At 44.1% G+C, this 13,813-nt stretch carries 10 protein-coding genes and 1 pseudogene; 1 reads left to right on the top strand and 10 read right to left on the bottom strand.

Annotation, left to right across the window (positions count from 1 at the left end):
* Nucleotides 1-89: 89 nt before the first annotated feature.
* On the bottom strand, nucleotides 90-248 hold the full coding sequence (locus tag ACLTWA_RS09950; RefSeq protein WP_412327547.1) for a hypothetical protein: 159 nt from the start codon (nucleotides 246-248) through the stop codon (nucleotides 90-92).
* A 91-nt stretch (nucleotides 249-339) separates the two neighbouring features.
* Between ACLTWA_RS09950 and ACLTWA_RS09945 the strand changes: the two genes are divergently transcribed.
* The gene (locus ACLTWA_RS09945) at nucleotides 340-1,791 is read left to right on the top strand and encodes a recombinase family protein (RefSeq protein ID WP_412327546.1); all 1,452 of its coding nucleotides are present in this window, start codon (nucleotides 340-342) and stop codon (nucleotides 1,789-1,791) included.
* A 45-nt stretch (nucleotides 1,792-1,836) separates the two neighbouring features.
* Here the strand turns inward: ACLTWA_RS09945 and ACLTWA_RS09940 are convergent.
* The 9 genes and pseudogenes from ACLTWA_RS09940 to ileS all read right to left on the bottom strand — a co-directional run.
* A pseudogene (locus ACLTWA_RS09940) lies at nucleotides 1,837-1,932 on the bottom strand (manganese catalase family protein); the annotation flags it as partial.
* Nucleotides 1,932-2,195, bottom strand: a complete 264-nt coding sequence (locus ACLTWA_RS09935; RefSeq protein ID WP_412327545.1) for a spore coat protein CotJB — start codon at nucleotides 2,193-2,195, stop codon at nucleotides 1,932-1,934. The gene ACLTWA_RS09935 and the pseudogene ACLTWA_RS09940, both read right to left, overlap by 1 nt.
* Nucleotides 2,195-3,238, bottom strand: a complete 1,044-nt coding sequence (locus ACLTWA_RS09930) for a spore coat associated protein CotJA (protein WP_412327544.1) — start codon at nucleotides 3,236-3,238, stop codon at nucleotides 2,195-2,197. Before ACLTWA_RS09930 ends, ACLTWA_RS09935 begins: the two co-directional genes overlap by 1 nt.
* A gap of 40 nt (nucleotides 3,239-3,278) precedes the next feature.
* The gene (locus tag ACLTWA_RS09925; RefSeq protein ID WP_412327543.1) at nucleotides 3,279-4,613 is read right to left on the bottom strand and encodes an FAD-dependent oxidoreductase; all 1,335 of its coding nucleotides are present in this window, start codon (nucleotides 4,611-4,613) and stop codon (nucleotides 3,279-3,281) included.
* A 157-nt stretch (nucleotides 4,614-4,770) separates the two neighbouring features.
* Complete coding sequence (locus tag ACLTWA_RS09920) at nucleotides 4,771-5,220, bottom strand: CBS domain-containing protein (RefSeq protein WP_412327542.1); 450 nt, start codon at nucleotides 5,218-5,220, stop codon at nucleotides 4,771-4,773.
* A 108-nt stretch (nucleotides 5,221-5,328) separates the two neighbouring features.
* Nucleotides 5,329-6,090, bottom strand: coding sequence for a peptidoglycan DD-metalloendopeptidase family protein (locus ACLTWA_RS09915; protein WP_412327541.1), 762 nt, complete (start codon nucleotides 6,088-6,090; stop codon nucleotides 5,329-5,331).
* 40 nt (nucleotides 6,091-6,130) lie between these two features.
* The gene (locus ACLTWA_RS09910; RefSeq protein ID WP_412327540.1) at nucleotides 6,131-7,051 is read right to left on the bottom strand and encodes a SpoIID/LytB domain-containing protein; all 921 of its coding nucleotides are present in this window, start codon (nucleotides 7,049-7,051) and stop codon (nucleotides 6,131-6,133) included.
* A gap of 123 nt (nucleotides 7,052-7,174) precedes the next feature.
* Complete coding sequence (locus ACLTWA_RS09905) at nucleotides 7,175-9,637, bottom strand: glycogen/starch/alpha-glucan phosphorylase (protein ID WP_412327539.1); 2,463 nt, start codon at nucleotides 9,635-9,637, stop codon at nucleotides 7,175-7,177.
* Nucleotides 9,638-9,658: 21 nt separating this feature from the next.
* Nucleotides 9,659-12,772 (bottom strand): isoleucine--tRNA ligase, encoded by a 3,114-nt coding sequence (ileS, locus tag ACLTWA_RS09900; RefSeq protein ID WP_412327538.1) that lies wholly within the window; start codon nucleotides 12,770-12,772, stop codon nucleotides 9,659-9,661.
* Between the last annotated feature and the right edge of the window lie 1,041 nt (nucleotides 12,773-13,813).

Here is a 13,813-nt window from a genome sequence, read left to right as displayed (position 1 = left end):
TATTTTCATCGGTTATTTTATCTTTCACTAATTCTTCAGATTGTCAGCAAAATATTTACACCGTCTTTTTGGTTCCTCCCTTTTATGGGCTATCTTTGTGCAGCAATCCGTTTCAATCCTGCAGACTTCATGATATTTTCATCCAGCATGAGCGCAATTTCTTTTCTTCGCTCTACTGACAGGGAATCCATGGGAATTTCCTCTCCATTTATTTCTATGTAATTTTCAATTTCCGGGTTTTTTAACATATTCTGCTCCCCTTCCTGGTAAAATGTATGTGACATGGATTGTACTTGTTTCCATGTTTTCAAAGCCATAACCGGAAAGAAGTGATATTGTTTGAAAGAACAGGAAATACCCGCCATCGGTGCCGCTTATATTCGTGTAAGCACAAACGACCAGACGGAGCTTTCTCCTGACGCCCAGCTGAGGGAGATAAAAAAGGCAGCAAAAGCGGACAGAATTCTGATACCGGAGGAATATATTTTTATAGAAGAAAAAGGAGTCAGCGGCCGGCGCGCGGACAACAGGAAACAGTTTCAGAAAATGATATCCATTGCCAAATCACAGCCATCCCCCTTTCAGTATCTTTACCTTTGGAAATTCTCCCGTTTTGCAAGGAACCAGGAGGAAAGCACGTTTTACAAAAGTGTTCTTCGAAAAAAATGCGGAGTGACGATCAAAAGCGTATCAGAGCCTATTATGGAGGGAATGTTTGGCCGGCTGATCGAAAGCATTATTGAATGGTTTGATGAATACTATTCCTTTAATCTCTCTGGGGAGGTCACCAGAGGAATGACAGAAAAAGCATTGAGAGAAGGTTATCAGACCACCCCTTGCCTCGGTTATGATGCGGCTGGCGGCGGAAGACCCTTCCTCATCAATGAAGAGGAATACAAAATTGTGGAATTTATCCATAAAGCATATCATGACGGCATGGATTTATCCTCCATTGCAAGAAGTGCAAATCAACAGGGCTATTTGACCAAAAGAGGAAATCCTTTTGACAGGCGTTCCGTTGAGCGTATTCTAAAAAATAATTTCTATAATGGGATTGTCACATGGAAGGACATTTCCTTTCATGGTTCCCATGAGGTAAGAAGCTCCATTTCTTCCGTTTTTATAGAAAACCAGACACGTCTGAAACAGGAGTACCGACCCAAAAGCAGGCGCGAAGCATCCGACTGCAAGCACTGGGCATCCGGCCTTTTGCGGTGCGGCTATTGCGGTGCAAGTCTGGGATTTAATAAAGCATCAAAGACCGGCAGCGGCAGCTTTCAGTGCTGGCGGTATTCCAAAGGCTTTCACAGGGAATCCTGCAGCATCACTGCACAAAAAGCAGAAGCTCTGATTCTGGAATCACTGGGAAAGGTCCTTATTGCCGATGAAAACCGATACGAATATGTACATTCTGCCACCTTTCATAAAGCACCCGAAACTGAGCTTCTAACAGCAGCCCTTACAAGAATTCCATCGAAGATGCTGCGCATAAAAGAAGCATATGAAAACGGTATCGATACGCTTGAAGAATATAAAAAAAACAAAGAACGCCTGGAAAAGGAAAAAAGTGAAATAGAACGAAAACTAAATGAGTTAAAAACCAAACAGGCATTGGAAGAAAAAGTGAAAAAAATCCAGCATATGAAAAAGCTGCAGAATGCTTATGACCTGATTTCAGATCCAGATACAGATTACGAAACAAAAGGAAACGCTTTGCGGAGCGTAATTAAAAAAATTGTTTACGACAAAGAAGATAATAAACTTAAGTTCTACTATTATATATCTTCTTAGGTCCTGACAATATAACAATACAACTTACTATCCTTTTTTGCAAAAAGGTCCACCGTACTGACTCATAATAAAGGTAGCAATCTTAGGATTGGGAGTGGTAATATTTACCGGATACTGTAATCTTTTTTCATATCTCCACATCAGCCGCACACTCCTTCCCATGGCCAGGGATCCTGAATCCAGGTCCAATAGTTCTCGTCCATGACTCCATCGGTTAACAGAGGACCACATTGCTTCTCATAAGCCTGCAGTGCCTGCATCCTTAAATCATTTACATAATGATAATAGTTTAATGCATCTTTATCGTCCGGATGAGTGTCAAGATATAAAACCACATCATCCACTGCGAAGCTGGCCTTATACACCTGCATTAATAACATATCACAATCAACATTACAATTCATCAGCGGCACCCTCCCATCGTAAATGGCTTATATAAATCCGGGAAAATGGTTCCCATGCTCAATGCCACATCAACGGAATAAACTTCCTGCCAGCACTGCCACGGCACATAGGCCATTGCAATGGGATACTTGTCGATGCATTCCGCTGCTGCTTTTGCAGCTGGAACCGGAGATACATCCGGATTTTTATAACAAGACATATCCGGACATTTCATGGGCTTTGTATAGGCTGGTTTTTCACATGCGGGCTTTTCATATGCCGGCATTTCACAGGCAGGCTTCTCACATGCGGGCTTTTTATACATCGGCCTTTCACAGGACGGTTTTTCATAGGCTGGTTTCACACAGGCAGGCTTTTCATAGGCCGGCTTTTCACAGGCAGGCTTCTCATATGCGGGCCTTTTATACATCGGCTTTTCACAGGACGGTTTTTCATACGCTGGTTTTGTACATGCGGGTCTTTCACACGCTGGCTTCACGTACGCAGGTCTTTCACACGCCCGTTTTTCATATGACGGCTTTTCACAAGCCGGTTTTTCATACGCCGGTCTTTCACATGACGGTTTTTCACAGGCAGGCTTTTCATACGCTGGTCTTTCGCATGATGGTTTTTTGCACGCAGACTTTTCACAGGCCGGTTTTTCCGGACATTTTGCAGGCATTACATAAGATGGCATCTCCGGACATTTCACAGGCTTTTCACAGGCCGGTCTTTCCGGACACTTCATTGGTTTTACACAGGATGGCCTTTCGGGACATTTCATAGACATTGGAGAAACATCCGAGGCTCTGTCGTCCTCTGTACATACAGGTCTTTTGACCTGATACCAGGGACACGGACCTGCTGGCATTTCCTGACGGCTCACCGGTATGGGAGAAGGTACTTGCCCGGAAGATTTTGCCGGGCCCGAGCCAAGGGGCATATCAGGACGAATAACTGTACCCGGGCTCATTGACATATCAAGACCCATGACAGGCTCCCATGGGGATGTACCGGTGCGGTCAGCCTCACCGGGATACCCCTGTTTCGCATAAATATCCATAGGATATATGACTCCTTTCATAACTGAAAAGTTTCTAATATCAATCTATGAAAGGAATGCTCCGTTGTGCAGGGCCAGCGCATATTTTTCCATTAATTTCAAATCCAGACCCATGACAGGGGCATTCCCATCGCTTATCATACCGGTTCCATACCAAACGGCAGCCCAAATGAGGGCAATTGACCGCCCCAGGCATGGCTCCAGCTGTCAATCCCTTTACAGACTCCAGACCGTGACTCATAAACTCCATGGCCGAAGCTTTTAAATGGTGCCTCTGGGGAGAAAATACAGCATCATAGGGCGTTCTTTTTCCTGTAATCTGCATGCTTAAAATCTTTGCTGCTGCCATGGAGGAACTCATTCCCCATTTGCCAAAGCCGGTAGCAACATACCAGTCCGGACGCAAGGAGGAATATGTCCCGATATAGGGAATTCCATCAAGCGTTTTGCAGTCCTGGGCTGTCCACCTTCCCATTTCCTTGGCCTGAGGGAATATATGCTCTGCCGTCTGTTTCATGGTTATGAAAGGATTTTTATCAGGTAACTTCCCGGTTCTGTGACTGCCATAGCCCATCAAAAGCTTATCTCCGTAATTCCGAAAGGAATATGCCTTTTGATCCACCCCAAGATACATTCCGTCAAGCGCATCCACAGGTTCCAGCTCCATTACATAGCTCTTATCCTGATACATCTTTGCAAAATAAAATCCGGGTACATTAACAAAGGGATAGTGGGAAGCAAAAACCACCTTTTCGGCCTTAATCACGCCTCTGTCCGTTACAACCTCATTCCCCCGCACGTTTAACACTCTCGTCCGTTCATAGACAGTGAGCCCGGCTGACACATCACGCAAAAATTCCAAAGGATTAAACTGTGCCTGTCCGGTAAACCGCACCGCACCGTGAACCCGGAACGGAAGCTTTGTTTCCCGGACAAAGGAAGCCGGTAGTCCAAGCCTTTTAGCAGTCTCTGCCTCTTTTAAAAGCTTTTCCGATTCCTGAACCGAATATAGATAAGCATCCTTTTGTTCATAATGGCACTGAATGGAATATTTTTTGATCAGCTTTCCGTACTCCTCCACTGCCAGCTGATTGGCCTTGCCATAAAGCCTGGCTGCTTCTTTTCCGACCGTTTTTTCTAACTTACTGTAGATCAGATTGTGCTGAGATGTAATCTTTGCAGTTGTAAATCCCGACTGACCGCTTCCGATCCGGTTCGCTTCCAAAACCACCACATGAACCCCATGTCTTTGTAAATAAAATGCCGTCAGTATTCCTGCCATTCCGCCGCCTATAACCACCACCTCCGTCCGCTTGTTCCCGGTAAGCGGATTCCGTCTGGGTATTTCTGCGGTTTCCATCCAAATTGATTTCATTGTTCTCACCTCGTACTTTCTTTCCTACCCCTTATTATTCTCCCGATTTTTAGAATAATGCCTGTAATTCTTCTGCCAATTATTTCTTGCTTTCAAATATAATCCGAATAAAAAAGCGCCCCCCAATGACTGCTCTATGGGAAACGCTTTTTTATTATTAATTTGTTCCTAAAATCAACTGGCTTTTGACAACCGTTTTTTGAACATCCTGGGACTTCTCGTAGAAATAGCGGATGATATCTTTGCGTGTAATGATTCCTATAAAATTTTCCTGGTCATCCACTACAGGGACAAAATTCTGATTCAGGGCTTTATCGATCAGGCCCTCCATATCGGAATCTGCATATACCGGACGGTTATCTGATCTTCTGTCAATCTCTGTCACCGTCACTGATTCCGACTCTTTAAGACTTAAATTCAATTTGTTCTTGATCCCCCAAAGCATGTCCCCTTCTGTTATGGTTCCAACGTATTTCCCCGTCTTGTTAATCACAGGTATGGCTGAGTACTTATGATACTCCATCTTCTCAAGCGCCTGGCGCAGAGAATCATCCTCGTAAATATAAGCCACTTCGTTCTTTGGTGTTAAAAAAAATAATATGTTCATAGCCACACTCCCCGTTTATTTATCCGTTTCAGTATAGCAGACGACTCTTAATCGCGTATGAACAATTTATTATTTTTTTATAACATTTTCCCATGGATCTTTTGGTACTTATTTCATCTGATTCAGAGGATCAACCGCTTTGTCCTCATGAGTGAGTTCAAAGAATATGTTGGCACCTTCTACGGAATAATACTTGGTAGGTTCTGCAACATAGCCCAAAACCTGTCCTTCTTTCACATATTCATTTTCTTTGATCTGCAGCTCCTTTAACTGGCCGCAGACGGCTGTATATTCGTTGCCCATATCTAAGACAACGTAGTTGCCAATCTCTTCATTGGCTCCGATTTCCTTCACCTTTGCATTGGCAGGTGCTACAACGGGTGTGCTTACATCACCCTGGATGACTACTCCTGGATTGCACTTATACTGATCCAGGGTCGGGAAATAGATGGTTGAATCCATGCTGTAGTCCAAAAGGACATTTCCCCTTACCGGCCATGTCATTCTGGTCGCGTCGGTAAAATTAAGTACCAGAGACTGGGCAGCATCTTTGTCTGTTCCGGCTTTTACTGCGGGAGCCTGTGTTTCCTGTTTGGCAGTGGCATTTCCTGAATCAACTGCCTGCATATTCTCTTCATTACTTTTTGTTGCATTTGAGTCTCCTGCAACTGCTACCTGTGTTTCCTGGGGAATGGACTCCTGAACAATCATATTGCTCTGGTCCGGCACTTTAAGATAAGGGCTTTCTCCTCCACCATTTCCTCTTTGAACAGTAATAACTCCTGCTGCAGCTACTATAGTCAGCAGGCCTAGAACCAACAGGACAAGGAATACTTTATCCTTGAACATTTGACCTATTCTCTCTTTCACGTTTATCACCTCGGTAATATTCTTACCAAGAGTGAAAGAGTTATACAGAACTTATAACAATATTTTTATAAAAATATGAGAGAATTTTTTCCGCCGTCCATCCATCCTCCGCTTTGCATTTTGCTCCAAACTGACTGAAACCGTACCCGTGGCCGATTCCCTGGCAGACAATACGGACACCTCCATCATATTCTTCAAAGGAATAGGCACAGGAAGGAAGGCTGAGCACATGCTGGACCTCTTCTCCTGTGTAGGTTTTGGTTCCGATCTGGAGCTGGCTGACATAGCCTCCTTCGTCCCGGCTGATTATCTGGATGCTTCCCGGAATCTGGTCTGCCTTTATAGGCGTATCTCCTGCGATCTGGTTGATTTTTCCGGCAAAATCCTCTTTGCTTAATTCCACGGCCGAAAGAAAGCCTTCTGCTTCCACATCCCGCTTGCACTCTACCGGCTGTAAGTAGGGGTGATTTTCATCTCCTGCCCTGGTCTTTCCAGTACTGGCCCGGTGAAAAAGGGGATCAATCAATGCATCATTATAGGTAATGACCATTTTGGCAGTCGAACGAACAGCTTCCTCGATGGCCCCGTAGCTGGCCACAAAAGCCTCGCTGCCCCATAGCTTTTCCATCTGTTTTTGTTCCAGGTATTCCATACGAAGCTCTGATTCCTTTATTTCATTCCGGCCATTCATTTTACCGTAAATATAGGTCCGCGCAATTATCGCCTGAGCTCTTAAGGCTTCCTTTCCATAATCGGCTGGAATCTGCTTCGCCACCACACCCGGTAAATATTCCTCCACATCCATGGAGGATTGTATGCCTTTCCGGTCGAGGATTACGGTTTTTCCGCTGGATTCCATTGGTAGATCCTTTTTTTCTTCAATCTTCCCTGTCCATGCCAGAGTCATAATATATGGAAACAACAGCGCAAGAATACATGCAAGGATCATTTTTTTCATCATAATCTTTCACCACCTTTATATGCGGAAACCAGCTTCCTGTTTTTAAAAGACAAAACAGACCAGACCTTGTTCAATATATGCAAAAAAACGCCACGGAATCACTTCCGAAGCGTTTTTTGAATCTTAACTTTCTTCCAGTTCCACCGTTACCTTTTCCAGATGCCAGATGTCTCTTACATATTCTTCGATGGTGCGGTCTGAGGTGAATTTGCCGCTGCATGCCACATTTAACATGGCGGCCTTTGCCCACCAGGCTTTATCCCGGTACGCCTGATCGATCCGGCCTCTTGCATCTGCATAAGACCGGAAATCTTTCAGGATAAAATAAGTATCCGCACGGTCACTGCTTTGGGTATTCAATAAGGAATCATAAATATCCCGGAACAGTTCCGGATCATTTGGAGAATAATATCCATTGATCAACTGCATTAAAACCCGGCGGATCTCAGAATCGTTGCGGAAGATTTCCATGGGATCGTACCCGCCTTCTCTCTCATAGCGGATAATTTCATCGGAGGACAGACCAAAGATAAATGCATGTTCCGCTCCCACTTCTTCTACGATCTCCACATTGGCGCCATCCATGGTTCCAAGTGTCAGGGCGCCATTGAGCATGAATTTCATGTTTCCTGTACCGGACGCCTCTTTGCTGGCTGTGGATATCTGTTCACTGACATCGGCAGCTGCAAAAATGATTTCTGCATTTGACACCTTATAATCTTCAATGAAAACCACCTTGATTTTTCCGCCAATGCTGCGGTCACGATTGATTACCTCTGCAACAGCGTTGATCAGCTTGATGGTCAGTTTGGCTCTCTTATAGCCGGCCGCTGCCTTGGCGCCGAAGATAAATGTCCGTGGCACCATATCCATATGGGGGTTATCCTTCAGCTGATTGTATAAATACATGACATGAAGAATATTCATCAGCTGGCGTTTGTATTCATGAAGACGCTTTACCTGCACATCAAAGATGGAACCGGGGTCCACATCTATGCCGTTATGCTCTTTGATATAAGCCGCCAGACGGACCTTGTTCTGATATTTGATATCCATAAATTCCTGCTGGCATTTGGGATCGTCCGCGTAAGCAGCCAGCTGGTGGATATGAGGAAGATGAACGATCCAGTCATCTCCGATCTTGCCAGTGATCCACTGCGCCAGCAGCGGATTTCCATGGAGCAGGAAACGTCTCTGGGTAATGCCGTTTGTTTTATTGTTGAATTTCTCCGACATCATCTGATAGAAATCCTTTAGCTCCTGATTTTTTAAAATCTCCGTATGGAGCCTTGCCACACCGTTGACTGAAAAGCCTCCTGCAATGGCTAAATGGGCCATACGGATCTGCCCGTCATAGATGATAGACATACTGCGTATCTTATCCTGGTTTCCCGGATACATCTCCATGATCTTCTGCTGGAACCGGCGGTTTATCTCCTCCACGATCTGGTAGATTCTTGGAAGCAGCCTGGAAAACAGATCAATGGGCCATTTTTCCAGTGCTTCCGACATAATGGTGTGGTTGGTGTATGCACAGGTTCTTGTGGTGATTTCCCATGCCTCATCCCAGCCCAAACCGTAATCATCAAGCAAAATCCTCATAAGCTCCGGAACTGCTACGGTTGGATGGGTATCATTGAGCTGGAATACCGTTTTTTCATAGAACCGGTGAATGTCTTTATGGTTCTCCATGTATTTAATCACTGCTCTCTGAACGCTGGCAGAGATGAAAAAATACTGCTGTTTTAAACGCAGCTCTTTTCCGGCATAGTGGTTGTCGTTGGGATAAAGGACTTCTACGATGGTCTTTGCAAGATTTTCCTGCTCTACCGCCTTTTGATAGTCGCCTCTGTCAAAGGAATCCAGGCTGAAAGTATCAATGGCTTCCGCATCCCAGATACGAAGGGTGTTTACCACATTGTTTCCATAACCGACGATAGGGATATCATAAGGAATTCCACGGACAGACTGGTATCCTTTCTGGACAAACCGTTCTCTTCCGTTCTCCCATACCGTATCCACGTATCCTCCGAACTTTACCTCGGTGGCATATTCCGCCCGGCGGATCTCAAAGGGATAGCCATTCATCAGCCAGTTATCCGGTACTTCTATCTGATAACCGTCTTCTATTTTCTGTTTGAACATACCGTAACGGTAGCGGATGCCGCAGCCGTAAGCCGGATATCCCAGAGTTGCCAGAGAATCTAAAAAGCAGGCAGCAAGGCGGCCCAGGCCACCGTTCCCAAGAGCCGGATCCGGCTCCTGGTCCTCGATGGCATTTAAGTCAAAGCCAAGCTCCTCTAAAACCTCTTTTACCTCCTGCTGCGACATGATGTTTATGATGTTGTTGCCAAGAGCCCGGCCCATCAAAAATTCCATGGACAAATAATACAGGGTCTTTACATCCTTTTTTTCATACGCTTTGTGGGTTGCGATCCACTCATCGATGATCACATCCTTTACTGCATAAGCAACTGCCTGGTACATCTGCTGGGGCGTCGCCTCTTCCACTGTCCTGCGAAACAGATTTTTCATATTAAACAGAACGCTTTTTTTAAAGGTTTCCTTATCAAATCCCATACTCATTCCACAAAACCTCCTGACCCTTTACCCGATCTTTTCCACACCTAAGGTTACGTTTTCCCCGTTAATGTTCCATTCCTTCACATATCCGGAGGTTTTATCAAGTATTACATTTTCTGCAAGAACTTCACTTTTTACTTCTTCTTCATGAGCCCTTAAGATCTCTGCAATCTTTTCATTATCCTTGCTGTACACCACAATGTGATCCATAACTTCAAATCCTGCTTCCTTACGCATGGTCTGTATCTTGCTGATCAGCTCACGCACAAAGCCTTCTGCCAAAAGCTCCGGTGTTAAATTCGTATCAAGTACTACGGTTATGGTATTGTCTCCTTCCGATACATATCCCTCTGTCTGGGCGGTATCGATTAACAGATCTTCTTTTGTCAAGACCACTTCGGTTCCGTCAAACGTAAAGGTGAGGGCACCTGTTTCATTCAGGGTATCCATGGCCTCATTGCCGTTGACCGCAGCAAGCGCGTTTTTAATATTACCAAGCTGCTTGCCGTACTTCGGCCCTACTGTCTTTAACTGAGGCTTGAAGCTGTAGGAGGTGAAAGCACGTACATCGTCGGTAAATACCACCTTCTTCACGTTTAATTCTTCCTCAATGATCTCCTGATAAAAGACCGGCAGGCTGTGAGGTGCTTTTACGAACATCTGTCCGATTGGCTGGCGGTTCTTGATATTGGCTGCATTTCTGGCGGCACGGCCCATGACCACAATCTTTAAGACCTCATCCATATCTTCTTCCAGCTGTTTGTCAATTTTTTCTTCCTCCACTGCCGGATAATCACATAAATGAATGCTTTCCGGTTCGGATTGATTCACGCTGCAGACCAGATTCTGATAGATCTGCTCCGTCATAAACGGAATCAGCGGAGCCGCCGTCTTGCTGACGGTCACAAGAGCGGTATAAAGCGTCATATAGGCATTGATCTTATCCTGCTCCATCCCCTTGGCCCAGAAACGTTCTCTGCTTCTGCGGACATACCAGTTGCTCATATCATCTACAAATTCCTGAAGGGCTCTTGCAGACTCAGGAATCTGATAGTTTGCAAGACAGGAATCCACAGTTTTTACCAGAGTATTCAACTTGGATAACAGCCATTTATCCATGACGGGAAGTTTTTCATACTCCAGGGTATATTTTGTAGGATCAAATTCATCAATATTCGCGTAAAGCACAAAGAATGCATAGGTATTCCACAAGGTACCCATGAATTTGCGCTGTCCTTCCATAACAGCTTTTCCGTGAAAACGGTTTGGCAGCCATGGCGCGCTGTTTATATAAAAGTACCATCTTATGGCGTCAGCTCCGTAAGTTTCCAGTGCTTCAAAAGGATCTACGGCATTTCCTTTGGATTTGCTCATCTTCTGACCATTTTCATCCTGCACATGCCCCAGAACGATTACATTCTTATAAGGTGCCTGATTAAAGATCAGAGTTGAAATGGCAAGGAGGGAATAAAACCAGCCTCTCGTCTGGTCCACAGCTTCTGAAATAAAGTCAGCCGGGAACTGCTGTTCAAACAATTCTTTATTTTCAAATGGGTAATGATGCTGGGCAAACGGCATGGAGCCGGAATCAAACCAGCAGTCAATCACTTCCGGAACTCTCTTCATCTGCTTCTGACACTTTGGACAGGTAATGGTCACCCCGTCAATATATGGGCGGTGAAGTTCGATATCGTCAGGACAGTTGGAAGACATACTCTTTAATTCTTCAATGCTGCCGATGGAGTGCTGATGACCGCATTCACATTCCCAGACATTTAAAGGAGTTCCCCAGTAACGGTTTCTGCTGATGCCCCAGTCCTGTACATTCTCAAGCCAGTCGCCGAAACGGCCTTTTCCGATGCTTTCCGGAATCCAGTTGATGGTATTATTGTTGCGGATCAAATCTTCTTTTACCGCCGTCATCTTAATGAACCAGGATTCTCTTGCATAGTAGATCAAAGGAGTGTCACATCTCCAGCAGTGTGGATAGCTGTGCTCAAAGACAGGAGCAGAGAACAACAGTCCTCTTTCTTCTAAATCCTTTAAGATCATTGGGTCTGCCTTTTTACAGAATACCCCGGCCCATTTGGTCTCTTTGGTCATCTCACCGGCTCCGTTCACAAGCTGTACAAACGGAAGGTCATATTTTTTCCCTACTTTGGAGTCATCTTCACCAAAAGCCGGTGCAATATGAACCACACCGGTACCATCTGTCAATGTGACATAGGAATCACAGGTGACATAGTAGGCTTTTTTATCTGGTTTCACAAAATCAAACAGAGGCTCGTATTCCTTATATTCCAGATCCTTGCCTGTAAAGGTTTCTAAAATGGTGTAATCCTCTTCCAAAACCTTTTCACAAAGTGCTTCTGCCATATAATAGGTATAATCTTTGCTTTTTACTTTTACATAAGTCTCAGCCGGATTGACACAGAGGCCCACATTGGAAGGAAGGGTCCATGGAGTTGTGGTCCAGGCAAGAATATAAGCATCTTCTCCCTTAACCTTAAACCGAACAATGGCAGAACGTTCCTTTACATCCTTGTATCCCTGGGCCACCTCATGGCTGGACAATGGAGTTCCGCAGCGGGGGCAGTAAGGAACGATTTTAAATCCTTTATAAAGAAGTCCTTTTTCCCAGATCTGCTTTAAAGCCCACCATTCGGATTCAATAAAATCATTTTCATACGTGACATAAGGATCATCCATATCCGCCCAGAAACCTACGGTCTTTGAAAAATCCTCCCACATGCCTTTGTATTTCCAAACGCTGTCCTTACAATACTTAATAAACGGCTCCAGACCATATTCCTCAATCTGTTCCTTGCCGTCAAGTCCCAGCATCTTTTCCACTTCCAGCTCCACCGGAAGTCCGTGAGTATCCCAACCGGCTTTACGGGGAACATCATAGCCCTTCATGGTACGGTATCTGGGAATCATATCTTTGATGACACGAGTCAATACATGCCCGATATGAGGTTTGCCGTTGGCGGTTGGCGGGCCATCATAGAATGTGTAGCTTTCTGCTTCTTTCCGGTTTTCCATGCTCTTTTTAAAGATCTCACGGTCTTCCCAGAATTTTTCTACCTCTTTTTCTCTCGCAACAAAATTCAAGTCTGCAGGGACTTTTTTATACATCTTTTGCGACCTCCATTTCTTTTTTCATAAAAAAAAGCCTCATCCCGTAATCAGGACGAAGGCTGCACTTACTCTTCGTTATACCACCTATTACCGCATACCAACATATGCTTTTCTTTAACGCAGAAACTACGTCCTGACCTACTGCATGCGCGTTCAGCCGGAAACTCCGGAGTGATATTCGTATCCTGCTACTGTCACCAGGTTTCCACCCTCCCCGGCTCTCTGTGGATTTTGCTTAAGACCTACTGTCTCCATCAAAGTTTTTCTTCTTCATATATAAGTGAAATATTATCTTATATATCTCATAATTATAGGGATTAAAAAATAAAATGTCAAGGCTAATTTTATATCATGGTTTATGCCTGTAAACAAAGAACGGGTACCGACTCACTTTCATGAAATTCGATACCCGCCCTACATGCTTTCATCCATTGGTTCCTTAATACCTTTCTCTTGTTATTTTAATACGGCACGTTTTGGATGCTCTATATGAAATTGTTCCCGTTCCTTTCGCTTAAAGTACCATTTCCAATCTGCTTTTTCTGCTTCTATCATTTCATTCTTCTATACGGTTACCCATCTGCTTTGGAATCCTTATTCCAAGAACCAATTTCTTAATCCTTAAAACAGTCCTTTACAGTGTAACCAGCTATAGGCATATATGAGACTGGTAAATTACGTCCTGGCTTCATCCATGCTTTCACATTTATTCATCACCCGGAATTCTTCTTGCAAAAGCGTAACGGTTTTTCCTGTTGCCTGTTTTTCTATTCAAAGAAACAGGCGAAGTTTACATTTTTGGTGGAATCACCCTCCTTTTATCGTTCCATCCTTTTTACCTATTATGAAAAGGTGGATGTTGTATTTATCTTTTGTTATGGCTTTATTATACCCGATAGCGCCAGCTTTTGCAAGACTTTTTTGTATTTATTTTAAAATAAATAATTTATTTTCATATTGCATATAATTATTCAGATAATTTAATTTATTAAAAAAGTTTATTTTCTTTTGACAAAACCTTAACAAGTCATTTTTTAC

Origin of the sequence: Lacrimispora sp., assembly GCF_046972725.1 — a bacterium.
GTDB lineage: Bacteria > Bacillota > Clostridia > Lachnospirales > Lachnospiraceae > Lacrimispora.
This window is presented reverse-complemented; position numbering and strand designations above follow the sequence as displayed.

Coding starts and splice junctions, on each gene's coding strand:
- ACLTWA_RS09950 (WP_412327547.1), bottom strand. CDS start 248: ATGTTAAAAAACCCGGAAATTGAAAATTACATAGAAATAAATGGAGAG.
- ACLTWA_RS09935 (WP_412327545.1), bottom strand. CDS start 2,195: ATGAATTGTAATGTTGATTGTGATATGTTATTAATGCAGGTGTATAAG.
- ACLTWA_RS09930 (WP_412327544.1), bottom strand. CDS start 3,238: ATGGATATTTATGCGAAACAGGGGTATCCCGGTGAGGCTGACCGCACC.
- ACLTWA_RS09925 (WP_412327543.1), bottom strand. CDS start 4,613: ATGAAATCAATTTGGATGGAAACCGCAGAAATACCCAGACGGAATCCG.
- ACLTWA_RS09920 (WP_412327542.1), bottom strand. CDS start 5,220: ATGAACATATTATTTTTTTTAACACCAAAGAACGAAGTGGCTTATATT.
- ACLTWA_RS09910 (WP_412327540.1), bottom strand. CDS start 7,051: ATGATGAAAAAAATGATCCTTGCATGTATTCTTGCGCTGTTGTTTCCA.
- ACLTWA_RS09905 (WP_412327539.1), bottom strand. CDS start 9,637: ATGAGTATGGGATTTGATAAGGAAACCTTTAAAAAAAGCGTTCTGTTT.
- ileS (WP_412327538.1), bottom strand. CDS start 12,772: ATGTATAAAAAAGTCCCTGCAGACTTGAATTTTGTTGCGAGAGAAAAA.